The 23,211-nt window shown below is 70.7% G+C and carries 21 protein-coding genes; 12 read left to right on the forward strand and 9 right to left on the reverse strand.

All coding sequences use genetic code 11. The annotated features are described in order from the left end of the window. Window positions 1–114 precede the first annotated feature (114 nt). The 5 genes from zwf (at window position 115) to ggt (ending at window position 7,817) form a co-directional block, all read left to right on the forward strand. Window positions 115–1,596: a glucose-6-phosphate dehydrogenase gene (gene zwf / locus ACO2RJ_RS07815; protein WP_423267426.1), complete on the forward strand. Its 1,482-nt coding sequence runs from the start codon at window positions 115–117 to the stop codon at window positions 1,594–1,596. Continuing rightward, window positions 1,593–2,300 (forward strand): 6-phosphogluconolactonase, encoded by a 708-nt coding sequence (gene pgl, locus ACO2RJ_RS07820; protein ID WP_423267427.1) that lies wholly within the window; start codon window positions 1,593–1,595, stop codon window positions 2,298–2,300. Before zwf ends, pgl begins: the two co-directional genes overlap by 4 nt. A gap of 180 nt (window positions 2,301–2,480) precedes the next feature. Then, window positions 2,481–4,289 (forward strand): phosphogluconate dehydratase, encoded by a 1,809-nt coding sequence (gene edd / locus ACO2RJ_RS07825; protein WP_423267428.1) that lies wholly within the window; start codon window positions 2,481–2,483, stop codon window positions 4,287–4,289. A 72-nt stretch (window positions 4,290–4,361) separates the two neighbouring features. Then, entirely contained in the window at window positions 4,362–6,002 is a 1,641-nt protein-coding gene (gene pgi / locus ACO2RJ_RS07830; protein ID WP_423267429.1) for a glucose-6-phosphate isomerase, read from the forward strand. 225 nt (window positions 6,003–6,227) lie between these two features. Next, on the forward strand, window positions 6,228–7,817 hold the full coding sequence (gene ggt, locus ACO2RJ_RS07835; RefSeq protein ID WP_423267430.1) for a gamma-glutamyltransferase: 1,590 nt from the start codon (window positions 6,228–6,230) through the stop codon (window positions 7,815–7,817). Between the two features lie 66 nt (window positions 7,818–7,883). On the opposite strand, the gene ACO2RJ_RS07840 is transcribed toward ggt, so the two are convergent. The 4 genes from ACO2RJ_RS07840 to ACO2RJ_RS07855 all read right to left on the reverse strand — a co-directional run bounded on the left by ACO2RJ_RS07840 (window position 7,884) and on the right by ACO2RJ_RS07855 (window position 12,591). Next, window positions 7,884–9,275 (reverse strand): NAD-dependent succinate-semialdehyde dehydrogenase, encoded by a 1,392-nt coding sequence (locus tag ACO2RJ_RS07840; protein WP_423267431.1) that lies wholly within the window; start codon window positions 9,273–9,275, stop codon window positions 7,884–7,886. Window positions 9,276–9,456: 181 nt separating this feature from the next. Continuing rightward, the gene (adhP, locus tag ACO2RJ_RS07845) at window positions 9,457–10,473 is read right to left on the reverse strand and encodes an alcohol dehydrogenase AdhP (protein WP_423268933.1); all 1,017 of its coding nucleotides are present in this window, start codon (window positions 10,471–10,473) and stop codon (window positions 9,457–9,459) included. 108 nt (window positions 10,474–10,581) lie between these two features. Further along, a complete protein-coding gene (locus ACO2RJ_RS07850) occupies window positions 10,582–11,967 on the reverse strand; it encodes a GntP family permease (RefSeq protein ID WP_423267433.1) in 1,386 nt (461 codons plus the stop codon). A gap of 72 nt (window positions 11,968–12,039) precedes the next feature. Further along, window positions 12,040–12,591 (reverse strand): gluconokinase, encoded by a 552-nt coding sequence (locus ACO2RJ_RS07855; RefSeq protein WP_423267435.1) that lies wholly within the window; start codon window positions 12,589–12,591, stop codon window positions 12,040–12,042. Window positions 12,592–12,841: 250 nt separating this feature from the next. On the opposite strand from ACO2RJ_RS07855, the gene ACO2RJ_RS07860 reads away from it, so the two are divergent. The 3 genes from ACO2RJ_RS07860 to ACO2RJ_RS07870 all read left to right on the forward strand — a co-directional run bounded on the left by ACO2RJ_RS07860 (window position 12,842) and on the right by ACO2RJ_RS07870 (window position 16,466). After that, window positions 12,842–13,171 carry a high potential iron sulfur protein gene (locus ACO2RJ_RS07860; protein WP_423267436.1) on the forward strand — a complete coding sequence of 110 codons (330 nt, stop codon included), beginning with the start codon at window positions 12,842–12,844 and terminating at the stop codon, window positions 13,169–13,171. 97 nt (window positions 13,172–13,268) lie between these two features. Further along, a complete protein-coding gene (gene mutL / locus ACO2RJ_RS07865) occupies window positions 13,269–15,092 on the forward strand; it encodes a DNA mismatch repair endonuclease MutL (protein ID WP_423267437.1) in 1,824 nt (607 codons plus the stop codon). 120 nt (window positions 15,093–15,212) lie between these two features. Then, entirely contained in the window at window positions 15,213–16,466 is a 1,254-nt protein-coding gene (locus ACO2RJ_RS07870; protein WP_423267438.1) for a GGDEF domain-containing protein, read from the forward strand. 43 nt (window positions 16,467–16,509) lie between these two features. Here the strand turns inward: ACO2RJ_RS07870 and rsmD are convergent, their stop codons facing one another. Continuing rightward, window positions 16,510–17,070, reverse strand: a complete 561-nt coding sequence (rsmD, locus tag ACO2RJ_RS07875; RefSeq protein WP_423267439.1) for a 16S rRNA (guanine(966)-N(2))-methyltransferase RsmD — start codon at window positions 17,068–17,070, stop codon at window positions 16,510–16,512. Beyond that, complete coding sequence (locus ACO2RJ_RS07880; RefSeq protein ID WP_423267440.1) at window positions 17,051–19,144, reverse strand: pseudouridine synthase; 2,094 nt, start codon at window positions 19,142–19,144, stop codon at window positions 17,051–17,053. The genes rsmD and ACO2RJ_RS07880 overlap by 20 nt, the downstream gene beginning before the upstream one ends. A 76-nt stretch (window positions 19,145–19,220) precedes the next feature. Here ACO2RJ_RS07880 and ACO2RJ_RS07885 point away from each other — a divergent pair, with 76 nt between their 5' ends. The 3 genes from ACO2RJ_RS07885 to ACO2RJ_RS07895 all read left to right on the forward strand — a co-directional run bounded on the left by ACO2RJ_RS07885 (window position 19,221) and on the right by ACO2RJ_RS07895 (window position 20,291). Next, complete coding sequence (locus ACO2RJ_RS07885) at window positions 19,221–19,667, forward strand: nucleoside deaminase (RefSeq protein WP_423267441.1); 447 nt, start codon at window positions 19,221–19,223, stop codon at window positions 19,665–19,667. A gap of 82 nt (window positions 19,668–19,749) precedes the next feature. Then, window positions 19,750–19,908 carry a YqaE/Pmp3 family membrane protein gene (locus tag ACO2RJ_RS07890; RefSeq protein ID WP_423267442.1) on the forward strand — a complete coding sequence of 53 codons (159 nt, stop codon included), beginning with the start codon at window positions 19,750–19,752 and terminating at the stop codon, window positions 19,906–19,908. Continuing rightward, window positions 19,905–20,291: a DUF4112 domain-containing protein gene (locus tag ACO2RJ_RS07895; protein ID WP_423267443.1), complete on the forward strand. Its 387-nt coding sequence runs from the start codon at window positions 19,905–19,907 to the stop codon at window positions 20,289–20,291. The genes ACO2RJ_RS07890 and ACO2RJ_RS07895 overlap by 4 nt, the downstream gene beginning before the upstream one ends. Before the next feature lie 21 nt (window positions 20,292–20,312). On the opposite strand, the gene ACO2RJ_RS07900 is transcribed toward ACO2RJ_RS07895, so the two are convergent. Together ACO2RJ_RS07900 and ACO2RJ_RS07905 are read right to left on the reverse strand one after the other, a co-directional pair. Next, a complete protein-coding gene (locus ACO2RJ_RS07900) occupies window positions 20,313–20,675 on the reverse strand; it encodes a response regulator (protein WP_423267444.1) in 363 nt (120 codons plus the stop codon). 221 nt (window positions 20,676–20,896) lie between these two features. Then, window positions 20,897–21,823, reverse strand: a complete 927-nt coding sequence (locus tag ACO2RJ_RS07905; protein WP_423268934.1) for a L,D-transpeptidase — start codon at window positions 21,821–21,823, stop codon at window positions 20,897–20,899. 270 nt (window positions 21,824–22,093) lie between these two features. On the opposite strand from ACO2RJ_RS07905, the gene ACO2RJ_RS07910 reads away from it, so the two are divergent. Next, window positions 22,094–22,573 carry a GNAT family N-acetyltransferase gene (locus ACO2RJ_RS07910; protein WP_423267445.1) on the forward strand — a complete coding sequence of 160 codons (480 nt, stop codon included), beginning with the start codon at window positions 22,094–22,096 and terminating at the stop codon, window positions 22,571–22,573. 84 nt (window positions 22,574–22,657) lie between these two features. Here ACO2RJ_RS07910 and ACO2RJ_RS07915 read toward each other — a convergent pair whose 3' ends face one another. Continuing rightward, window positions 22,658–23,095, reverse strand: a complete 438-nt coding sequence (locus tag ACO2RJ_RS07915; RefSeq protein WP_423267446.1) for a MarR family winged helix-turn-helix transcriptional regulator — start codon at window positions 23,093–23,095, stop codon at window positions 22,658–22,660. Window positions 23,096–23,211 lie beyond the last annotated feature (116 nt).

Here is a 23,211-nt window from a genome sequence, read left to right on the forward strand (position 1 = left end):
CGGCGCATTTGACAGCCGGGGCGGCCGCGCCATCATCTCGCGCCTGCGAGATCAGCCCTCCGAGCATCGCCTCCTGTTGCGAGCGTCGCTTCCGCCAGTGGAGTCCTTCCGCCGATGACGAGCCGCATCGTCGCCGTCGATCCCTTCGACCTCGTGGTGTTCGGGGGCACGGGCGACCTCGCCCACCGCAAGCTGTTTCCGTCGCTCTACCGGCGCGACCGCGACGGCCAGTTGACTGATCCGAGCCGCATCATCGGCGTCTCGCGCAGCGATCTCGACCGTAAAGCGTTCCGCGCCGACGTGAAGAAGGCGCTCGAAGCCTTCGTGCCCGCTGAGGAACTCGACAAGACCTGCCTCGCGCGTTTCCTCGACCGGCTGCATTTCGTCTCGGTCGACGCGAAGAGCGACGAAGGTTGGGACGATCTGAAGGCGCTCATCGCCGACGGCCTCGACCGGGTGCGCGCCTTCTATCTCGCCACCTCGCCGGACCTGTTCGACGCCATCGCCCACGGCCTGTCCAAGCACGCCCTGATCACGCCGAAGACGCGCGTGGTGCTGGAGAAGCCGCTCGGCCGCGATCTCGCCTCCGCGCAGGAGATCAATTCGGCGGTCGCCGACGTGCTGACCGAGGGCCAGATCTACCGGATCGACCACTATCTCGGGAAGGAGACGGTGCAGAACCTGATGGCGCTGCGCTTCGCCAACGTGCTGTTCGAACCGGTGTGGGATTCCGCCCATGTCGACCACGTCCAGATCACGGTGGCCGAGACCGTCGGGGTCGAGGGGCGCGGCGGCTACTACGACCGCTCCGGCGCGCTGCGCGACATGATCCAGAACCACATGCTGCAGCTCCTCTGCCTGGTCGCGATGGAGCCGCCCTCGGCCATGGAGGCGGATTCGCTCCGCGACGAGAAGCTCAAGGTGCTGCGCGCCCTGAAGCCGATCGACGAGAGCAACGTCCGCGGGCTCACCGTGCGCGGCCAGTACCGGCAGGGCGCGATCGGGGGCAAGTCGGTGCCAGGCTATCTCGACGAGCTTCCGGACGCGGCGACCAGCGAGACCGAGACCTTCGTGGCGCTGAAGGCGGAGGTGCGCACCTGGCGCTGGGCGGGCGTGCCGTTCTATCTGCGCACCGGCAAGCGGCTGCCGAGCCGCGTCTCCGAGATCGTCATCCAGTTCCGGCACGTCCCGCTGTCGATCTTCGGCTCGGCCGGAGATTTCCTCGCCCCGAACCGCCTCGTCATCCGCCTGCAGCCCGACGAGGGCGTGAAGCTCTATCTGATGATCAAGGATCCGGGCCCCGGCGGGTTGCGGTTCCGCGAGGTTCCTCTGAACCTGTCCTTCGCCGAGACGTTCAAGGGTCCGAACCCCGACGCCTATGAGCGGCTCCTGATGGACGTGATCCGCGGCAACCAGGCGCTGTTCATGCGCCGCGACGAGGTCGAGTCCGCCTGGATGTGGGCGGATCCGATCCTCGAGGCGTGGTCCCGGCTGGGACGCGCGCCCGATCCCTACACCGCCGGCACATGGGGACCGTCGACCGCCGTCGCCCTCATCGAGCGCGACGGCCGCACCTGGCACGAGGACCCCGCATGACGTCTCCCCTAATCGATCTCCGCGCCTTCGCCGACCGCCAGATTCTGGCGGAAGCGCTCGCCCGGGAGGTCGCCGACGCGCTGCGGACGGAGATCGCCGACGGCGGGGCGGCGACGCTCGCGGTCTCCGGGGGAAACACGCCGAAGCTGTTCTTCCACGAGCTCTCCCGGCAGGAGCTCGACTGGGAATCCGTCACGATCACGCTGGTCGACGAGCGCTGGGTGCCGGACACGGAGGAGCGTTCGAACGCCAAGCTCGTCATCGAGAACCTGCTCTGGAACGAGGCGGCGCGCGCGACCTTCGTGCCCCTCGTGACCGACGCCGGCTCGCCCGAGGGCGGATTGCCGGAGGTGCAGGAGCGGGTCGCCGACCTTCCCGGCCCGCTCACCGTCGCCGTGCTCGGCCTGGGCGGCGACGGCCACACGGCGTCCTTCTTTCCCGGCGGCGACCGGCTGGAGGACGCGATCGATCCGACCGGCAAGGCGCTCGCCCTTCCGATGCGGGCGCCCGCCGCGATCGAGCCGCGCATCACCCTGACGCTTCCCGTGATCGTCGCGGCGAAAGTCCTGGTGCTGCACATCGAGGGCGCGGACAAGAAGGACGTGCTCGATCGCGCGCTCGCGGGCGACGACGCCCTCGAGATGCCGATCCGCGCGGTGATCGCCCACGCGCCGGCGCCGCTGAACGTCGTCTGGGCGCCCTGATCTGGACGTGCCAGCATCGGACCGACCGCCTGCGGGCTTCGAGACGGCCGCAGGCGCGGCGTCCTCAGCATGAGGATTGCAGAGGATGCCAAAGCGCCGACATCCTCATGCTGAGGAGCATCGCGACAGCGATGCGTCTCGAAGCACGCACTCGGCCAGAGCCAGACGGGGAGGTCACGTATGACCCTCGACGCCCGCATCGCAGACGTGACGGAAACCATCGTCGCCCGTTCGCGCGAGGGCCGCGCGCGCTATCTCGACGGGATCGCGAAGGCGGCGGCCGAGGGGCCCCACCGCGCGGCGCTCTCCTGCGGCAACCTCGCCCACGGCTTCGCCGGCTGCGGCGCGGACGACAAGGCGGCGCTGAAGGGCCAGGCGGTCCCGAACGTCGCGATCGTCACCGCCTACAACGACATGCTGTCGGCGCATCAGCCCTATGAGCGCTTCCCCGACTTGATCCGCGCCGCGGCGCGCGAACTCGGCGCGGTGGCGCAGGTCGCAGGCGGGGTGCCGGCGATGTGCGACGGCGTCACGCAAGGGCGGCTCGGCATGGAGCTCAGCCTGTTCTCGCGCGACGTGATCGCGCTCGCGACCGCGGTCTCGCTCAGCCACGACATGTTCGACGCCGCCCTCTATCTCGGCATCTGCGACAAGATCGTGCCCGGCCTCGTGATCGGCGCGCTCGCCTTCGGCCATCTCCCCGCGGTGTTCGTGCCGTCCGGGCCGATGCCGTCCGGCATGACCAATGACGAGAAGGGCCGCATCCGCGGGCTCTACGCCGAGGGCAAGATCGGCCGCGCCGAACTGCTCGAGGCGGAGTCGGCGAGCTACCATTCGCCCGGCACCTGCACCTTCTACGGCACCGCGAACTCCAACCAGATGCTGATGGAGATCATGGGCCTGCATCTGCCGGGCGCGAGCTTCGTGCCGCCGAACACGCCGCTGCGCGACGCCCTCACCCGCGCCGCGGTCAGCCAGTCGCTCGCGATCACCCGCAGCGGCAACGGCTATGCGCCGATCGGCCGGATTCTGGACGAGCGCGCCTTCGTGAACGGCATTGTCGGCCTCAACGCCACAGGCGGCTCGACCAACCACGCGATCCACCTCGTCGCGATGGCGAGGGCCGCGGGGATCACGCTGACCTGGGACGATTTCGACGAGCTGTCCGCCGCGACCCCCCTGCTCTGCCGCATCTACCCCAACGGATCGGCCGACGTGAACCACTTCCACGCCGCCGGCGGCATGCCCTATCTGATCCGCGAGCTGCGCGACGCCGGCCTGCTGCATGACGACGTGCTGACGGTGATGGGGACCGGCCTCGCCGACTACGCCCGCGAGCCGACGCTCGTCGAAGGCGAGATCGTCTGGCGCGATTTGGAGCCCGCGAGCGGCGACGAGAGCGTGCTCCGCCCGGTCGCCACGCCGTTCCAGCCGGAGGGCGGGCTCAAGCTGCTCGACGGCAATCTGGGCCGCGCGGTGATCAAGGTGTCGGCGGTCGACCCGCAATATTGGGTGATCGAGGCGCCCGCTCGCGTGTTCTCCAGCCAGGACGATCTGGAGGCCGCGTTCCGCGCCGGCGAGCTGAACCGCGACGTGGTCGCGGTCGTGCGCTTCCAGGGGCCCAAGGCGAACGGCATGCCGGAGCTGCACCGCCTGACGCCGGCGCTCGCCGTGCTGCAGAAGCGCGGCCACAGGGTCGCGCTGGTCACCGACGGGCGGATGTCGGGCGCCTCCGGCAAGGTGCCGGCCGCGATCCATGTCACGCCCGAGGCCGCCGACGGCGGACCGATCGCGCGCATCCGGGACGGCGACGTCGTGCGGGTGGACGCCCACAACGGCAGCCTGGAGGTGCTGGTCCCGGCCGAGGAGCTCGCGCTGCGCGAGACCGCCTCCGAGGCGACCGAGCCGCAATTCGGCATGGGCCGCAACCTGTTCGCCGCCTTCCGCGCCAGCGTCGGCTCCGCCGAGCAGGGCGCGAGCGCGATTTGACCCGCGCCTAGTCTCTCTGGATAAGGCGTTCGTCCTCCCGCTCGACCGGGGGCCATCTCCTCGGAGACCGTCATGAGCGCTGTCCGCGACATGCTGCTGAAACGCCTTGCCAAGCACCGCGACGACGTTGCGAAGACCTCGCTGCGCGCCCAGTTCGCGGACGACCCCGGCCGGTTCGGGCGCTTCTCCGTCACGCTCGACGACCTGCTGTTCGACTATTCCAAGACGCGCGTCACCGGCGAGACGATCGACCTCTTGGTCGAGCTCGCAAAGACCTGCGGCGTCGAGGCCCGGCGCGACGCGATGTTCGCGGGCGAGGCGATCAACACGACCGAAAACCGCGCCGTCCTGCACACGGCGCTCCGCGCCCCCGAGGACGCGCGCATCCTGGTCGACGGGCAAGACGTCATGCCCGACGTGCTCGCGGAGCGGAAGAAGGCCGCCGACTTCGCCGAGGCAGTCCGCGCCGGCGCGCTGATGGGGGCGACCGGTGAGCGCTTCACCGACGTCGTCAACATCGGCATCGGCGGCTCCGACCTCGGCCCGGCGATGGCCGCCCTCGCCCTCAGCCCTTACGCGCAGAAGGGCCTGCGCGGGCATTTCGTGTCCAATGTCGACGGCGCCCACATCACCGACGTGCTGGCCCAGCTCGAGCCGACGCGCACCCTGTTCCTGGTCGCCTCCAAGACCTTCACCACGCTCGAGACCATGTCGAACGCGCGCGCCGCGCGCGCATGGCTCGTCGGGGGGCTCGGCGAAGCCGCCGTCGGGTCGCACTTCGCGGCGATCTCCACCAATGTCGAGGCGGTCGAAGCCTTCGGCGTGAGCGAGGAGCGGATGTTCCGCTTCTGGGACTGGGTGGGCGGCCGCTATTCGATCTGGTCGGTGATCGGGCTGTCGCTGACCATCCTGATCGGCGCCAGGAACTTCCAGGCGTTCCTCGACGGCGCGGCAGAGATCGACCGGCACTTCCGCGAGGCGCCGCTCGACCGGAACATCCCGGCCCTGATGGGCCTGATCGGGATCTGGCACCGCAACGTCTGGGGCTACTCGACCCACGCGGTGCTGCCCTACGACCAGCGGCTCGCGCGCTTTCCCGCCTATCTCCAGCAGCTCGACATGGAGTCGAACGGCAAGTCGGTCACGCTCGACGGCAAGCCGGTCGCGGGCAAGACCGGCCCGATCGTCTGGGGCGAGCCCGGCACCAACGGCCAGCACGCCTTCTACCAGCTGCTGCATCAGGGGACCGACGTCGTCCCCGCCGACATCCTGATGGCGGCCGTGCCCCACGAGCATGTCGGGGACCAGCACGCCATGCTGCTCGCGAACGCGCTCGCGCAGGGCGAGGCCTTCATGAGGGGCCGCACGACCGAGGAGGCGGCGGAGCAGTTGAGGGCCGCCGGCAAGGACGAGGCGACGGTCGCAGCCCTCAGCCCGCACAAGACGTTTCCGGGCGACCGGCCGACCTGCGCGATCGCCTACCGCACGCTCGACCCGCGCACGCTCGGACGGCTGATCGCGCTCTACGAGCACAAGGTGTTCGTGCAGGGAACCATCTGGGGGATCAACTCCTTCGACCAGTGGGGCGTCGAGCTCGGCAAGGAGCTCGCGTCTCGGCTGATCCCCGTGGTGAAGGGCGAAACCGGCGCCGATGGCCTCGACGGCTCGACCAAGGGTCTCGTCGCCCATCTCGCGAAGCTGCGGGAGTTCTGAGGCTGGAATGAGCGCGCCACGTGCGTCGAGACGCCCGCCGAAGGGCGGGCTCCTCAGCATGAGGACCTTCGGAGGGTCCGGCAACGGTATGTCTCGCGGCAGCTCTCTGGCCCAAACCGCCGCCCTCCCTCATGCTGAGGAATGGTCCGTCAGGGCCGCGTCTCGACGCACGCAAGACGCCTGTGGAGCGCTTACGCTCCACTCCGCAGATAAGAAGGCCATGTCATGAGAGACCTGTTCCGCCCCGGCCGCAGCGTCGCCTATGGCTGCGAGGCGATGATCGCGACGTCGCACACGCTCGCGACCGCCGCCGGCCTCAGCGTGCTGCGCGAGGGCGGCAACGCCGTCGACGCCGCGCTCGCAGCCGTCGCCGTGCAATGCGTGGTCGAGCCGCAGATGACCGGCATCGGCGGCGACTGCTTCGTGCTTTACGCGCCGGCCAACGGCGACGTCGTCGCGCTCAACGGCAGCGGCCGGGCGCCGGCCGCGGCCACGGTCGCGAAGCTCGGGGAGTTCGGGCTGACGGGCGACATTCCGCAGACCAGCCCGCACGCGATCACCATCCCCGGCGCGATCTCCGGCTGGACCAAACTGCATGGCGACTACGGCTCGGTCCCGCTCGACCGGCTGTTCCGGGACGCGATCGCCTACGCCGAGAACGGCTACCCCGTCACCCAGCGCGTCGCCGCCGACTGGGCGCTGGCCGCGCCGCTGCTCGCCCAGGACGAGGGCGCGCGTTCAGCCTTTCTCGCCGGCGGCCATGCGCTTCGCGAGGGCGACCGGCACGCGCAGCCGAAGCTCGCGGAGCGCTTCCGCGAGATCGCCCGCGACGGCGCCGCCGCGTTCTACCGGGGCGAAGTCGCGGAGTCGCTGGTCAGGCGGCTCAAGGCGCTCGGCGGCCTGCACACGCTCGACGACTTCGCGGAGGCCGAGACGGCCGCCTTCTACGCCACGCCGATCAAGGGCGAGTTCCGCGGCTACGACGTCTATCAGTGCCCGCCGAACGGCCAGGGCGTGGCCGCCCTGATGATCCTGAACATCCTCGGCGGCTTCGAACTGCTCGACGACCTGCCGCTCGCCGAGCGCATCCATCTGCACGCCGAGGCGACCAAGCTCGCCTACCATCACCGCGACGCGCTGGTCGGCGATTTCGACCATTTGCCCCACCCGGTCGAGACGCTGCTCTCCGACGAGACCACCGCGATCCTGCGCAGGCGTCTCCGCCGCGAGACCGCGATGGCGCCTTCGCTGTGGCACGAGCCCGAGCACAAGGACACGGTCTATCTCTGCGTCGTCGACCGCGACGGGAACGCGGTGTCCTTCATCAATTCGATCTTCTCGTCCTTCGGATCGACCCGCTACGATCCCGAAACCGGCGTTCTGCTCCACAACCGCGGCGCGTCGTTCCGCCTGATCGAGGGCCACCCGAACGCGATCGGCCCGAAGAAGCGGCCGATGCACACGATCATCCCCGCCATGCTGCGCAAGGGCGGCCGCAACGTCATGCCGTTCGGCGTCATGGGCGGGCACTATCAGGCCGCGGGCCACGCCGCCTTCCTGTCGGGGGTGCTCGACCGTGGGCTCGACCTCCAGGCCGCGATCGACGCGCCGCGCTCCTTCGCCTTCGACGGCGTCCTCAGCGTCGAGCCGACGGTGGACGCAGGAACGATCGAGAGCCTGAGGTCCTACGGCCACAAGGTGGCGATCGCCGAGACGCCGATCGGCGGGGCGCAGGCGATCTGGATCGACGCCGAGAAGGGCCTGCTCAAGGGCGGCTCCGACCCCCGCAAGGACGGAGCGGCGATCGGCTTCTAGGACCGATAGCTCCGCCCGCGCCCCGCCGCGGCGACGTCCGGGCGGAGGCGCGATCGGAGGCGCCGGTCAGAACGGCGCGTCGATGTCGACGACGTTGATCAGCTTGTGGTTCACGAACTCCTTGATCCCGAGGCCAAGCAGTTCGCGGCCGTATCCCGAGCGTCGCACGCCGCCGAACGGCAGATCGGCCTTGACCATGGTCGGGTGGTTCACGAACACCATGCCGGTCGAGATCCGCGCCGCGACCTCCGCCCCGTGCTTGGGATCCGACGTGAACACCGAGCCGCCAAGGCCGAAGGGGGAATCATTGGCGATGCGCACCGCGTCGTCCTCGTCCTTGGCCCGGAACAGCATCGAGACCGGACCGAAGAACTCCCAGTAGCGAGCCGGATTGTCCTCGGCGAGATCGGTGAGGATCGTGGGCTGCACGAAGGCGCCCCGATTGGGAACGCTCGGTCCGACCTGCGTCGCCGTGGCGCCGAGGGCGACGGCTTCTCGGATCTTGTCCTTGATTTCGTCGGCCGCGCCCTGGGACGACAGCGGCGCGAGGGTGGTCTCGGCGTCGAAGGGGTCGCCCGCGCGAAGGGCGGCGACGCCGGCCGAGTAGCGCTCCACGAACTGATCATAGACCTCGTCGACGACGATCATCCGCTTCGAGGAGACGCAGACCTGGCCGCCATTCCAGTGCCGGCCGAAGACCGCCCATTTCGCCGTCTTCTCCATGTCGGCGTCGGCCAGCACCACGAACGCGTCGGCTCCGCCCAACTCCATAGTCGACTTCTTCAGCGCCTTGCCCGCCTGCGAGGCGATGACGGCGCCGGCGCCTTCGGAGCCTGTCAGGGCGACGCCGTGCACGCGCGGATCGTTGAGGATCATCTCGATCTGCGAGCGCGTGGCGTAAAGGTTCTGAAACGCGCCGTCCGGAAGGCCGGCGGTTTTCATGAGCGTCTCGAAGGCGGCGGCGCTCTGCGGCACGTTGGAGGCGTGTTTCAGCAGCATCGTGTTGCCGGCCGAGAGCTGCGGGGCGATGATTCTCGCGATCTGGTAGTAAGGGAAGTTCCACGGCTCGATGGCGAGCAGGACCCCGAGCGGGTCGTGCACGAGCGTCGCCTCGCCTTCGGCCGGATCGGCCACCGGCAGCTTTTCCGGGGCGAGCAGCCGCTCGGCGTTGTGGACGTAGTATTCGAAGATCGCCGCCGAAAGCTCCACCTCCGCCGTCGCTTCGGACGCCAGCTTGCCCATCTCGAGCGTGAGCAGATTGGCGTAAGCGGCGGCGTCCTTGCGCAGCAGGTCGGCGGCGTTCTGCATCACGCGCGCGCGTTCGCCGAACGACGTCGTCCTCCAGGTCAGGAACGCCTCATGCGCGTTTCCGATCGCCTGCTCGACTTCGGCGTCGGTGGCGTCCGGAAACGTCTTCAAAACTTCCCCGGTGTAGGGGTTGGTGGTCGCGTAGCTCATGGTGTGCGCCTTTGGTTGTCGTCGACGCGTCCGATCGGTCTCGGCGCGTCGCGGGCCGAAGCGGAGGCCGATCGGCCTCCGAGCTTCGTGGCGGCCTGAGCCGCATGCGTTCCCGCCCGTCGCGCCGTCCTTGGGCGGGGCGGTCGTCGACCGCTCGACGGCCTGTGCGCGCCGAACGCCGCTAGTCGAGCCGCAGCACGATCCGGCCGTCGATCCCGCCCTCTTCCATCCGGGCGAAGATGGCGTTGATGTTCTCGAGCTTGTCCCAGGAGAAATGCGCCGCGACGGCGCCGTCGCCGGCGAATTCGAGCGCCTCCTCGAGATCCTGCCGCGTGCCGACGATCGAGCCGCGCACGGTGATGCGCTTCAGCACGGTGTCGAAAATCGGCAGGGCGAATTTGCCGGGCGGCAAGCCGACCAGCGCCATGGTCCCGTGGGGGCGAAGCGCGCCGAAGGCCTGCTCGAAGGCCGTGGGCGACACCGCTGTGACGAGCACGCCATGGACGCCGCCGATGCGCTTCTGCAGCTCCGCGGCCGGATCGCCCTCGCTGGCGTCCAGCACGATCTCGGCGCCGAGCTCGGCGGCCAGAGCGAGCTTTTCGGGATGGACGTCGATCGCCGCGACATGCATGCCCATCGCCTTAGCGTACTGGACCGCCATGTGGCCGAGCCCGCCGACGCCCGAGACCGCCACCCATTCGCCCGGCTTGACCTCGGTCTCCTTGAGCCCCTTGTAGACGGTGACGCCCGCGCACAGGATCGGGGCTGCCGGCCCCCAGTCGAGGTTGTCCGGCAGGCGGCCGACATAATTGGGATCGGCCAGCGCGTATTCGGCGAAGCTGCCATTGACGGAGTAGCCGGTGTTCTGCTGGGCGCCGCACAGCGTCTCCCAGCCCGTCCGGCAGTGCGGACAGTAGCCGCAGGCGGTGTGCAGCCACGGCACGCCGACCCGGTCGCCCTCCTTCACCCGCTTCACCTCGCGGCCGACGCCGACGACCGTGCCGACGCCCTCGTGGCCAGGAATGAAGGGCAGCGTCGGCTTGACCGGCCAATCCCCGTGAATGGCGTGAAGATCGGTGTGGCAGACGCCCGTCGCCGCGATCTTGACCAGGATCTGCTGCGGTCCCGGCTCCGGGACCGGAACGTTCTCGATCGTGAGCGGCTTGCCGAATTCACGGGCGACGGCCGCTTTCATCATGTTCGTCACGTGGCGACTCCTATGTTCGCCTGCGACTATCGCGCCTTCCGCGAAGTGGGCGGTTGATCGAAATCAACCGTCCCGGTCTGGCGCGCTCCCCTGGCGCCGTCACAACAGCACGAAGATTAGCCCGGCCATGGCGAAGCCCATCAGGCTGATCAGGGTCTCGAGCACCGTCCAGGTCTTCAGCGTGGTCTTGAGGTCCATGTCGAAGAACCGGCCGACCAGCCAGAAGCCCGAATCGTTGACGTGGCTCGCGATCACCGAGCCCGCGGCGAGGGCGAGCACGATCGCGGCGCGGTCGGTTCCCTCATAGCCGGCGGCGGCCACGGCCGGTTGCACCAGGCCGGCCGCCGTGATCAGCGCGACGGTGGCCGAGCCCTGCGCGATCCGGAGCGCCGCGGCGATCACATAGGCCGCGACGAAGATGTGCAGTCCGAGTTCGTTCAGCGTCTGCGACAGCGCGGCGCCGATCCCGCTCTCGCGCAGCACGCCGCCGAACATGCCGCCGGCGCCGGTGATCAGGGTGATCGCGCAGATCGGACCGAGCGCGCCGTCGAGCAGCTTCTCGACCTCCACGCGGCTGCGGCCGCGCCCCGTCCCAAGGACGTAGGAGCCGACCAGCACCGCGGCGAGGAGCGCCACCGGCGTCTGGCTAACTCCGCGAGCGACCATGAACCACTGCGCCTTGCGGTCGGCGACGCCTGCGGCCCCGAGAAAATCGAGCCCCGTGTTCACGAAGATGATGGCGAGCGGCAGCAGCAGCAGCAGGATGACGGTGGAGGATTTCGGCGGGTTCGGGTCAGGCGCGGCCTGCGGACCGCCCGACAGGATGTCGGGCACCTTGACGTCGATCCGCTTGCCGATCCAGAGGCCGAACAGGTAGCTCGCGACGTACCAGGTCGGGATCGCGACCACGAGGCCGAGCATCGTGACGAGCCCGATGTCGGACTTCAGGAGTTCGGTTGCAGCCACCGGTCCGGGATGCGGCGGCACGAAGACGTGCATCACCGAAAACGCGCCGGCGGCCGGAATTCCGTAGCGGAGCAGCCCGCCGCCGAGGCGCTTCGCGACCGAGAAGATGATCGGCAGCATCACGACGAGGCCGGCGTCGAAGAAGATCGGAAAGCCGAAGATCAGCGAAGCCACGCCGAGCGCGAGCGGCGCGCGCTTCTCGCCGAACAGCCGGATCAGGTCGTCGGCGAGCGCCTGCGCGCCGCCGGACGTCTCGACCAGCCGGCCGAGCATGGCGCCGAGGCCGACCAGCAGCGCGACCGTGCCGAGCGTCGTGCCGAAGCCGTCGACCAGCGTCTTCACCACCTTTTCGGGCGCGATCCCGGCGGCGAAGGCGGTGAGCAGGCTGACCAGGATGAGCGCGACGAAGGCGTGCATCTTGAAGCGCATGATGAGCACGAGCAGCGCCGCGATCGCGGCGGCGGCGATCAGCAGAAGCGGTCCGGCCCCGAGCGCGGGAGCGGCGACGGCAGGGTTCATGACGGTCTCCTCGGCGCGCTTGCGATCCGCGTTCTTGGGGGAGTCTCGTCCCGGCGCGCGGGACGGATTGGGTCAGCCGGCGGCGGCGGAGCGCGGCGCCGCGACGAAGCCGAGCGCCGCGAGCGAGCGCTCGATCACCGTCTCCACGTCGGCGGCCACGTCGACGAGCGCGCCGTCCTCGTCCGTTCCGAGGCTCTCGAGCGCCGCGAACTGGGAGGCGAGCAGCGAGGCCGGCATGTAGTGCCCCTTGCGCTGCTTGAGGCGTCCTTCGATCACCTCCGGATCGGAGATCAGTTCGAGAAAGCGCACCCGCGTCTCCGCCCCCCGCAGCACGTCGCGGTAGCGCCGCTTCAGCGCCGAGCAGGTGACGACCGTGTCGCGACCGTCGCGCGCCTGCGCCGTCAGCCAGTCGCGGATCAGCGCGAGCCAGGGCGCGCGGTCATCGTCGTCGAGGGGAATCCCGGCCGACATCTTTTCGATATTGGCCTTCGGGTGGAACTCGTCCGCCTCGGCGAAGGCGAAGCCGAGGCGCTTCGCCAGCGATTGCGCGACGGTGGTCTTGCCGACCCCCGAGGGGCCCATCACCACCACGCATTGCCGTCCGGCCCGCGTCGCGTCCGACATCGTCACCTCCCTCGCCGGCGACGTCCCAAGGCGCCGCGCCGATTCTTGCGCCGTCGGGCGGGGCCTGAAGGCGAGCGTTCAGGCAACACCACGAGGTCGTCCGGTTCAAGGACAAAGGGCCGTCGGACGCGCCTGCTCTTCGTGGCAGGGAGGCCCTTATTATTTAGAATTAGAAGAGTTTGAATCTGTGAGAGCTGGCCCAGTTCCGATCACGTCGGCGTCATCGCCGACGAAAAAAAGGGAGGCTCACATGACGAAAATCCCCAGCCCCGAAACGCGGGCGACGATGGGACCGGACGCAACGACCGGCCCGGACGCGCTGTCGGCCGACAGGACCATCTCTCGGCGGACCGTGCTCGGAGGCGCTGCGCTGATCGGCGCCGGCGCCCTCTGCCTGAGGGCGACGCGCGCCTCGGCCCAGCAGAAGCAGAAGCAGGCGGACGTGCAATATGTCGACAAGGCTCCCGGGGCCGACAAATGCGCGGGCTGCGCGATGTTCCAGGCGCCGGACGCCTGCCAGGGCGTCGAAGGCAAGATCAGCCCCGAGGGCTGGTGCAACATCTACTCGCCGAAGGCGTAGCGCTGAGCGGCGGACGGATCGCGGCGGCCGTCCGGCCCGATCGGCCGCCGCATGATAGGATGCGGCCCTTCACCGATTCCTGCAGGGCCGCCGCCGCATGCCTGTCCGCCTGCTCGACGACGTCGTCGCGAACCGGATCGCCGCCGGCGAAGTCGTCGAGCGTCCCGCGTCCGTCGTGAAGGAGCTCGCCGAGAACGCGCTCGACGCGGGCGCGCGCCGCATCGAGATCGTTCTCGACGGTGGCGGCGCCCGGCTGATCCGGGTGGTCGACGACGGCTGCGGCATGGGCCGCGACGACCTCATCCTGGCTGTGGAGCGTTTCGCGACCTCGAAGATCACCTCGGACGCCGACCTCGCCGGCGTCGCCACCATGGGCTTCCGGGGAGAGGCGCTGCCGTCGATCGGCGCGGTGGCGAGACTGTCGGTCGCGACCCGGCCCGACGGCGCCGCGCATGGCTGGCGCATGAACGTCGAAGGCGGGACAAAGTCCGCCCCCGAGCCGGCCGCGTTGCCGAAGGGCACGCGCATCGAGGTGCGCGACCTGTTCTTCGCGACGCCCGCGCGCGCCAAGTTCCTGAAGTCCGACCGCGCCGAGGCGCAGGCCGCGGCCGAGGTCGTGCGGCGTCTCGCGCTGGCGACCCCCCGGGTCGACTGGACGCTGGTCGTGGAGGACCGGACCCTGCGCTTCCCTGCGGTCACGGACGACGACGCCGGTCGGACCGAGCGCATGGCGCAGGTTCTGGGCGCCGAGGTCTCCGCGGCGGTGATACCCGTGACGGGCGAGCGCGGCGGCGCCCGGCTCGCCGGCCATGTCGGCCAGAGCCATCTGCACCGGGCGACGGCTTCCGCCATCCATCTCAGCGTCAACGGCCGCCCGGTGAAGGACCGGCTGCTGGCCGGCGCGCTCAAGGCCGCCTATCAGGACGTGATGCCGCGGGACCGGCACCCGGTGGCGGCGCTGGACATCCGCGTCGGCGCGGGCGAGGTCGACGTCAACGTCCACCCCGCCAAGGCCGAAGTGCGCTTCCGGGACCCCGGGCTGATCCGGGCGCTGATCGTCTCGACGGTGCGCGCCGCGCTGGGCGATCAGGGCGCGACGCCCTACGCGGCGGGCTCCGCCGAGATCGCCCGGTTCGTCGCACGCGCGCCCTACCCGCACGGCCCGGCCCACCGGCCGCTAGCGCCCGCCTTCAGCGGCGGAGCGCGCCGGGGCGGCGGCGTGACGCCCGCCGTGCGCGGCTTCGCGGAGAGCGCGCAGGCCGCCTTCGACGACGGGTTGATCGACCTGCCGCCGGCCGCGCCTGTCGCGTCCGCGGACGCGGTCGACGCCGCCCTTGACCGTCCGCTCGGCGCCGCGAAGGCGCATCTGCACGCGACCTACGTTCTCGCTGAGACGCGCGACGGGATCGTGCTCGTCGACGCCCACGCGGCCCATGAGAGGCTGACCTATGAGGAGCTGAAGCGGCTTCGCGCGGCCTCCGGGGTGCCGCGGCAGGAGCTGCTCGTGCCGGACGTCGTCGAGCTCGAGCCGGCGGAGGCCGAGCGCGTGCTCGCGCAGCGCGAACTGCTCGAAACGCTGGGGCTTGCGGTGGAGGCCTTCGGGCCGGGAGCCGTGCTGGTGCGCGCCACCCCTGCCCCGCTCGGCCCCTGCGACGGCGGCCGGCTCGTCCGCGACCTCGCGGAGACGCTGGCCGAGGGCGACGCCGAGGCTGCGCCTTTCGCCCGCAAACTCGACCTGATCCTCGCGACCGTCGCCTGTCATGGCTCGGTGCGGGCCGGGCGCCGCCTGAAGCCTGACGAAATGAACGCCCTGCTCCGCGCGATCGAGGCTGAACCCGCGGCCTCGACCTGCAATCACGGCCGTCCGACCTTCGTGTCGCTGACCACCGCCGACCTGGAGCGGCTGTTCGGGCGGCGGTGAGCGCTGGGGACGGCGCCCGCATCTTCGTTGATCCGAGACGAGCGATCGCTCACAACTTGAGTCTGGCGATGACTTCGGGGCCGGCGAATTCGCCTGCGTGGGCCTGGATACGGGGAGCACATGCCGAACGCCGGACCGCAGGACGCAGGCGCCTCGCTCATCGATCTCATCGGCCACCCCGTCGGGCTGCTCGATCTTTCGGCGGCGGCGGCGACCCTCAATCCCGCCGCCTGCCGGCTGCTTGGCCGTTCCTTCGCGGCGGGCGCCGAAATCCCGCTCGACCGGGCGATCGGCCGGAGCGCGGCGGAAGCGCTGGCGCGCTTCGCCGAGGAACTGCCGTCGAACGGCGCGGGCGCCGTCATCGTGCTCCGCTGCGAGACCGCGGCCGGCGAGCGCTGCCTCTCCTTCGAGGTCACGCGCCGGCCGCCCGTCCGCTCGGCCTTCGTCCTGGCGCTCCGCGAGGAAAGCGCGGACGCCTCGGCGATCGAGGCGCTCGCGAAGACCCACGCCGTGCTGCAGACGCTGCCCGTCGGCGTCGAAATCTTCGACCTCGACTTCAACGCGCTGTTCTACAATCGAAAATCGGACGAGCTGTTCGACTACGCCGACGCCCCTGTGGCGAACCACGACGCGTGGTGGCGGCTGGCCTTCCCCGACGCCGGGGCGCGAGCCCAGGCGCGGGCCGAGTGGCGCGAGGTCGTCGCCGAGGCGGAGGCCGATCCGAGCCGCGCCCATGTGGCGGAATGGACCGTGCGGTGCAAGGACGGCGAGTCGCGGACGATCCAGTTCTTCTACCGCTTCCTGTTCGACCGTTTCTCGCTGGTGCTGTGGGACGTCACCGAGCAGCGGCGCCTGGAGGGGGAGCTGCGCGCCACGGCGCGCACCGACGGGCTCACCGGCCTGCCCAACCGCCGACGGTTCTTCGAGCGCGCGGATGAAGAGATCCTGTCCGCGCGGATCGAACGGCAGCCGGTCGCCGTGCTGATGCTCGACATCGATCACTTCAAGGCGATCAATGACGGCTTCGGCCACGTCGTCGGAGATCTGGTCCTGAAGGTCGTCGCCGAGCGCGCCTCCGCGGCGCTCAGACGAGAGGACATGATCGCGCGATTGGGCGGCGAGGAGTTCGCCGCCTTGTTGCCCCGCGCCGGCCCGTCCGAGGCGCGCCGCGTGGCCGAGCGGCTCAGGAAGGCGATCGTCGGCCAGCCGGTGACGGCGGCCTCGCATACGCTCGCGGTCACCATCAGCGTCGGCGGCGCGGTTCGCGAAGACGGCGCGGCGAGTTCCGAAACGATGGTCGAGCGCGCCGACCGGGCGCTCTACGCCGCCAAGAGCGCAGGCCGCAATCGCGTCGTCTTTGACGAGGACGACTGAAGCCGCTGGCCGGTCGCTCGCGCTCGGCCCGTCCGCCGGAGCGTCAGGCGGCCCGGAGCAGCGTCACCTGGGCGTCGCCATAGACGCGCTTCTCGAGCGGGTCGAAGCCGTCCGGCGGGATCGCCTCGATCTCGGCCGATTCCTCCCAGACCACGAGCGCCCCCGGCGCCAGCCAGCCGCCGTCGCGCGCCGAGGCGAGCGCCCGTTCGCCGAGGCCCTTGCCGTAGGGCGGATCGCAGAAGGCGAGATCGAACGCGCCGAGCGCGCCGACAGGTCCGAGCCGGGTCGCGTCGCGCCGGAAGATCTTGGTCTGGCCGCCGAGGCCGAGGGCCTCGACATTGGCGCGCAGCGCGGCGCGCGCCTCCGCCCCGTCGTCGACGAACAGCGCGAACCGGCTTCCGCGCGACATCGCTTCGAGCCCAAGCGCCCCGGTGCCGGCGAAGAGGTCGAGCGTCCGGGCCCCGTCCGCCGCGTCGTCATAGGCGTGGGCGAGCACGTTGAAGACGGCTTCGCGCAGCCGATCGGACGTCGGACGGATCGCGCGCGATCCCGCCGACGGGCCGGTCAGCGCCCGACCCTTGAACCTACCGCCGACGATCCGCACCGCCCGGCCGCCCCTTGCCGCCGCCGCCCGTCGGCCGCCCGCCGCCCGCCGGCTTTCCGGATCCGCCCGGCCGGCCGCCGGGCCTTCCCCCGAAGGGTTTGGCCGGCCCGCCGGGCTTGCCGCCGCCGAACGAGCGCCCGCCCGGCTTGCCGCCTGCGCCCGGCTTGCCGCCTGGGCCGGGTCTTCCGCCGAAGCTCGGCTTGCCGCCGCCGCCCGGCCTGTCGCGACCTGCGCCGCCGCCGGGGCGTCCCTGCGGACGGCCGCCGCCGCCCTCGCCCGCGGGACGATCGGATCGCGGCGCGCGATCGCCGTCGCTGCGAGGTCCGCTGCGATAGGGCCGGTCGCCGCCACGCTCAGGGCGCGGAGAGGTCGGGCCGGCGTCCGGCCATCGGGGCTGCGACACGCGGGCGGGGCCGCGTTCCGCAGGAGCGCCTTCGGCCCGGACCGGTCGGTAGTCGCGTCGGGGCGGCCGGCCGCCTTCGGGGCGCGGCGTGCGCGGGCCATCGGAGCGCGGCGGTCGCGATCCCTCAAAGCGCGGCGGCCGGCCGCCTTCGGGGCGCGGACCGCGGGGACCGTCGGAACGCGGCGGCCGCGATCCCTCGAAACGCGGAGGGCGGCCGCCTTCGGGGCGGGGGGCGCGGGGCCGGTCGGTCGCCGCGGCGTCGCCGTCCCTACGCGGAGCCCTGGGCCGGTCAAATTTCGCAGCGTCGCCGTCGCGGCGCGGGCCGCGCGGCTTGTCGTAGGGCCGCTCTCCGGCCGGGCGCGGCGTCCGAGGGCGATCAAAGCCGCTTCCGCCTTCGGGGCGGGGACGGTCGCCGTCGCGCCTGGGACGATCGGCGCCGCCGAAGCTGGCCCCCGCCGCGCTGCGCGGCCGCTTCGGCCGCTCGTCGCCCTCGCGCGCCGGACGGGCGTCGCGGGGCGCGGCGGGCTTCCGCCCGCGGCTCGCGGCGCCAAAACGCTCGGCTGCGCCGTCCTCGCGGCGGTGGACGCGCTTCGGCGCCTCCTCGCTCGCGGGGCGGGCGACGCGCTCGACCTTGATCTTCCGGCCGCGACGGTCGGCGATCGGCTCGCCGCGGCGGGTGCGGGACGCGTCCGCATCCTGCGGCGCCGCGGAGACGGGCGCCGCCATGTCGCGCGGCCGGGCGATCGGCGCCCGACGTCCCAGCCGCTGGGACGGATCGGAGACGCGGGAGCGCTCGCGCGGAGCGCTGTCGACGCGGCCGGCGCCGCGGCCGCCCGTCATGCGCGGCGCGCCCTCCGTCTCGGGGCCCGCGGGCGTCTCGAAGTCGCAGCCCGCCTCCTCCGCGAGGCGGGGCCCGAGCTGTTCGGCGAGCGTGCGGGTGCGGACCTCCTCCGCCTCGCCTTCGGCCAGGCCCCCGAGCTGGAAGGGACCGAAGGACACGCGGATCAGGCGGTTGACCGCAAGTCCGAGATGCTCGGCGACGCGCTTGACCTCGCGGTTCTTGCCTTCGCGCAAGCCGAGGGTGAGCCAGACATTGTCGCTTTGCTGGCGCTCGACCGCCGCCTCGATCGCGCCATAGGCGAAGCCGTCGATGGTGACGCCGTCCTTCAGCGCGTCGAGCGCCTCCTGCGTCACCTTGCCGAAGGCGCGCACCCGGTAGCGCCGGAGCCAGCCGGTCTCCGGGAGTTCGAGCACGCGCGCCAGCCCGCCGTCATTGGTGAGCAGCAGGAGGCCTTCGGTGTTGATGTCGAGCCGTCCGATGCTGACCACCCGCGGCAGCGCCGCCGGAAGCACGGAGAACACGGTCTCGCGGCCCTCGGGGTCATGCGTGGTCGTCACGTAGCCGCGCGGCTTGTGGTAGAGCCACAGACGCGTCCGTTCGCGCGCCGGCAGCGGGCGGCCGTCGACCTCGACGCGGTCGGAGGGCATGACGTTGAAGGCTGCGGTCGTGACGCGCTCGCCATTGACGACGACGCGACCCTCGCCGATCCAGCCTTCGGCTTCGCGGCGCGAGCCGAGGCCAGCGCGGGCGATGGCTTTGGCGAGACGCTCGCCGGGGCGCGTCTCAGCCTTGTCCGGCGAGGCGACTTCGGGGTCGATGGGGTCTGTCATGATCGGGCGGCGATAGCATGCGGACGAGGCGTTGACGAGCGGCAAGCCGACATCCGAGGCGCGGAAAGGCGAGCCGATGCGGATCGCGCTCGCCGAAGCGCGCTCCGCGGCCGCCCGCGGCGAGGCGCCGATCGGGGCCGTCGTCACCCGCGACGGGGCGGTGGTCGCCGCCGCGGGCAACCGCACGCGCGAGCTTAACGATCCCACCGCGCACGCCGAGATTCTGGCGATCCGCCAGGCGGCGGCGGCGCTCAGGTCCGAGCGGCTGGTCGGCTGCGACCTGTGGGTCACGCTGGAGCCCTGCCCGATGTGCGCTGGCGCGATCTCCTTCGCCCGCATCCGGCGGCTCTATTTCGGCGCAGAGGACGAAAAGGGCGGCGCGGTCACGTCCGGAGTCCGGTTGTACGACCAACCGACATGCCACCACGCGCCGGAGGTGTATCCGGGATTTGCCGAGCGCGAGGCCGGCGATCTGCTCAGGACCTTCTTTCGCGACTTGCGCGACCCCACATCCCGATCCTGAACCAAAACGCCCCTAAGGCGTTGTCCCGGTTGCTGGACCGCACACGGTCCGCCTGATTTCACGCACCACGAGGCGCACACGAATGGACGTCGTCCGCATCCTGATCGCCATCCTGCTGCCGCCGCTCGGCGTGTTTCTGCAGGTCGGCATCGGCCTGCATTTCTGGCTGAACATCCTGCTGACGCTGCTGGGCTATATCCCGGGCGTGATCCACGCGATCTGGGTGATCGTCAAGAAATGACCGCGCGCGCCGCCACCGGCTTCGCCGGCCGCACGCCCCGCGCCGACCAAGCCGCGTCGCTCGAGCAGCTCGATCGGCTGGCCGACATGCTCGACACCCGCTGGCGAATTCCCGGCACCGGCTGGCGCTTCGGCGTCGACGCCGTCGCAGGTCTCGTCCCCGGGGTCGGCGACGTCGCGACCGGGCTCATCTCGGCCTACATGGTGAAACGGGCCTACGACCTCGGCGCGCCGAAGCACATTCTCGTGCGGATGGTGGGCAATGTGGCGCTCGACACCGTCGTCGGCTCGGTCCCGGTGCTGGGGTCGGTGTTCGATTTCGCCTTCAAGGCGAACCGCCGCAACATGAAGCTGCTCCGACGCCACTTCGGAGCGGCGCGCTAGCGCCGCTCCCGTCCGGCCCCCTCATGGGTGCCGTCGACCGCCGCCGGCCGCTGCGACCAGTTTCTCGATCGTCCGCTGGTCGTAGGGCTTCGAGATGAAGGCGGCGTCCATGAACTCCGCCGGCGCATCGCGCCGATCCGACCCTGTGACGAAGGCGAAGGGCAGGCTGCGCGCCTTCAGATCGCCGGCGAGCTCGTAGGATTTGCCGTCGGCGACGTCCACATCCAGAAACGCGAGATCGTAGGCGCCGGCGAGGGCGCGGCGCGCCTGCTTGAGCGACCGGCAGGACGTGACGGTCGCGTCCGTCCAGCAGCGGACGATGGTCTCGAGATCAAGGGCGATGACGGCGTCGTCTTCCAGAATGAGTACGCGAAACTCGGACACAGCGGAAACTCCACTTCACTCGACCCAAGCCCCCAACGCGCGAGGGGACGTCCGGTTTCACGGTCGAGGAAGCGTGAACGCAAAAAATAAAATCCCTTAAATTTCATTAGGATATAAGGCGACCTTCAGGAGAGTTTTTTCCGCTCCATCGTCGCGCCGACCGAGCCGACGCGCCGGGAGGATCAGCGTCGAGCAGACCTCCCGGCGCTGGCGGCGGACGTTCAGATCACCTTGACGGTGGTGCCGACTCCGACCCGCTCGTAGAGATCGGTGACGTCCTCATTGGTCATACGGATGCAGCCCGAGGATACGGCGTGGCCGATCGTCCAGGGCTCGTTCGAGCCGTGGATCCGGTAGAGCGTGCTGCCGAGATAGAGCGCGCGCGCGCCGAGCGGATTGTCGGGACCGCCCGCCATCATGACGGGAAGCTCAGGCCTGCGGGCGCGCATTTCGGCGGGCGGGCGCCAGTCCGGCCATTCCTTCTTGCTGGAGATGGTCTCAGTGCCGCGCCAGCTGAAGCCTTGCTTGCCGACGCCGACGCCGTAGCGGATGGCCTGGCCGCCGGGCTGGATCAAATAGAGATAGCGGGAGCGGGTGTCGATGACGATCGAGTTCGCCGGCTCGGGTCCATTGTAGGGCACGGTCGTGCGGGCGAATTTGGGGTCGACCGTCCGGCGCATGGCCGAGCCGCCCGCCGCCGAGGGCGGCCCGGCGAGCCGGCGCGGCTGGTACTCGACCTCGGGATCGCGCGACTCGAAGGGCTCGTAGGACTGCTCCTCGTAGTAGCGGTAGCTGCGGACGTCGCGCCCGTAGCGCGGGCCGGGGCGATCGAGCGGCTCATAATAGTCGCTGTGCCGGCCGGTGCGCAGGGCGTAGCGGGGAATGCGACGCGGGCGCGGATCGTAGATCGGATCGTCCTCGACGAATTCGTCGACATAGGTGCGGCGGCCGTAGCGGGGCGCGGCGCGGCGGACGACGCGCACGTCCTCGTCGCCATAATAGCGCTCGACGCTGCGGGCCCGGCCGCGCGGCACATAATCCGGCGCGGTGATCACCACGGGATCGGCCGCGGCGGGCGACGACCCGCCGAAGGACGCAAGCGCGAAAGCGGCCGCTCCGAAGGCGGCGGCGAGAGACGCGCGAACCATGTTCAAGACTGTCACTCCTCGACGTTCGGCGGCGAAGCTTCGAGGCGGTCGCCAGCGCCGCATTTTGCACGTTCAGACTTCACGAGCGATGAACGACTCCGCGACAGGTCGGGCGCCAGGATGGCCGCGCGGCGCCCGTCCCGCGTCAAGGCGACGATTCTTGCCGACCTGTCGCCGAAACGCATCGCATGTGAAGGGCTTGAGCTTGTCGCCTTCAGCCACAGCGACAAGTAACGTCCGGGCCGACCAAGGCCAGGAGTCCGACGCAAGATGCCCGATTTCGTGATCCGCGAAGCGACCGACGAAGACGGAGCCGCGCTCGAGCGGCTGGTCGCGGACGTCTCCGCCGGCGGACGCGAGGGCGCGCTCGCGGACGCCGACGCCTTCGCTCGGCCGGCGACGCATTACGCCGAGCGCGGCGGCAGGCTGTGGGTCGTGGAGCGCGACGGCGCGCTGGCGGGCTCGCTCGGGCTCGCCGCCCACATCCGTCCGAAAGAGTTCGAGCTGTCGCTGCTCTGTCTCGACGAGGAGACGCGGGGTCAGGGCTTCGCCGCGGCCCTGCTCGCCGGCGCCAACGCCTTCGCCGCCGCTTCGGGCGGCGATCGCTTGTCGGTATGGGTCGACGCCGCCTCCGAGGAGACCGAGCGGTTTTGCGAGCGTCACGGCTTCAAGCGGGCGCCCGGCCTCCGAGCCGGTCCGGAAGGCTCCGGACGGACGCTCCACCAGTTCACGCGCGACGTCGAGGCGTGACGGAGACGCCCCGCCGTGAGGATCCATGCCGACAATGGGCCGGGGTTCAGAGACGGACGCCAATCGGAGCCGCGGCCAGCGGCGCTAGGTCACGGCCTTGCGGAGATCGCCCAGCCGGCGGCGCGTGACCTGCCAGGAGCCATAGCCCAGGCGGCCTTCGACCTCGCCCTGCGCGGAACGCCACAACGGCAGCGCTGTCTCCAGCGCCTGACGGCCCTTCTCGGTGAGCGCGGGCTTGCGGCGGCCGTTCATGCCCTTGAGCGGAGAGACCAGCCCTTCCTTGCGCAGGAGTTGAAGGTTGCGCACGAGCGTGGTGCGTTCGATGTCGATCACCTCGGCCAGATCAGTGATCGACGTCGCCTCTCCCGCCTCGATCGCGGCGAGCAGCACGAATTGCGTGCCCTTTATGCCTGACGGACGCAGCGCTTCGTCGTAAAAGCGCGTCACCGCGCGCGCGGCCATCCGGATGTGCGAGCAGGCGCACATGTTGTGGATGTCGAGAATCTCGTCACGAGTCGGCATGCCCGAGACAATCGCTGGGACCACGTTGCGAATCAAGAGACTGAGCAGGCTTGACGCCTCCGACTTTAGCGGCGAACTGGCGCATGGCGCCGCGGGCCGCCCTGCCGCGGAATCGA

This window comes from Hansschlegelia sp. KR7-227 (assembly GCF_049446035.1).
Taxonomy (GTDB): Bacteria; Pseudomonadota; Alphaproteobacteria; order Rhizobiales; family Methylopilaceae; genus Methylopila.

Coding starts and splice junctions, on each gene's coding strand:
- ACO2RJ_RS07885 (WP_423267441.1), top strand. CDS start 19,221: ATGCGGATCGCGCTCGCCGAAGCGCGCTCCGCGGCCGCCCGCGGCGAG.
- edd (WP_423267428.1), top strand. CDS start 2,481: ATGACCCTCGACGCCCGCATCGCAGACGTGACGGAAACCATCGTCGCC.
- ACO2RJ_RS07880 (WP_423267440.1), bottom strand. CDS start 19,144: ATGACAGACCCCATCGACCCCGAAGTCGCCTCGCCGGACAAGGCTGAG.
- pgi (WP_423267429.1), top strand. CDS start 4,362: ATGAGCGCTGTCCGCGACATGCTGCTGAAACGCCTTGCCAAGCACCGC.
- ACO2RJ_RS07895 (WP_423267443.1), top strand. CDS start 19,905: ATGACCGCGCGCGCCGCCACCGGCTTCGCCGGCCGCACGCCCCGCGCC.
- ACO2RJ_RS07890 (WP_423267442.1), top strand. CDS start 19,750: ATGGACGTCGTCCGCATCCTGATCGCCATCCTGCTGCCGCCGCTCGGC.
- ACO2RJ_RS07840 (WP_423267431.1), bottom strand. CDS start 9,275: ATGAGCTACGCGACCACCAACCCCTACACCGGGGAAGTTTTGAAGACG.
- ACO2RJ_RS07850 (WP_423267433.1), bottom strand. CDS start 11,967: ATGAACCCTGCCGTCGCCGCTCCCGCGCTCGGGGCCGGACCGCTTCTG.
- ACO2RJ_RS07905 (WP_423268934.1), bottom strand. CDS start 21,823: ATGGTTCGCGCGTCTCTCGCCGCCGCCTTCGGAGCGGCCGCTTTCGCG.
- ACO2RJ_RS07870 (WP_423267438.1), top strand. CDS start 15,213: ATGCCGAACGCCGGACCGCAGGACGCAGGCGCCTCGCTCATCGATCTC.
- ACO2RJ_RS07860 (WP_423267436.1), top strand. CDS start 12,842: ATGACGAAAATCCCCAGCCCCGAAACGCGGGCGACGATGGGACCGGAC.
- adhP (WP_423268933.1), bottom strand. CDS start 10,473: ATGATGAAAGCGGCCGTCGCCCGTGAATTCGGCAAGCCGCTCACGATC.
- ACO2RJ_RS07910 (WP_423267445.1), top strand. CDS start 22,094: ATGCCCGATTTCGTGATCCGCGAAGCGACCGACGAAGACGGAGCCGCG.
- mutL (WP_423267437.1), top strand. CDS start 13,269: ATGCCTGTCCGCCTGCTCGACGACGTCGTCGCGAACCGGATCGCCGCC.
- ggt (WP_423267430.1), top strand. CDS start 6,228: ATGAGAGACCTGTTCCGCCCCGGCCGCAGCGTCGCCTATGGCTGCGAG.
- ACO2RJ_RS07915 (WP_423267446.1), bottom strand. CDS start 23,095: ATGCCGACTCGTGACGAGATTCTCGACATCCACAACATGTGCGCCTGC.
- ACO2RJ_RS07855 (WP_423267435.1), bottom strand. CDS start 12,591: ATGTCGGACGCGACGCGGGCCGGACGGCAATGCGTGGTGGTGATGGGC.
- zwf (WP_423267426.1), top strand. CDS start 115: ATGACGAGCCGCATCGTCGCCGTCGATCCCTTCGACCTCGTGGTGTTC.
- pgl (WP_423267427.1), top strand. CDS start 1,593: ATGACGTCTCCCCTAATCGATCTCCGCGCCTTCGCCGACCGCCAGATT.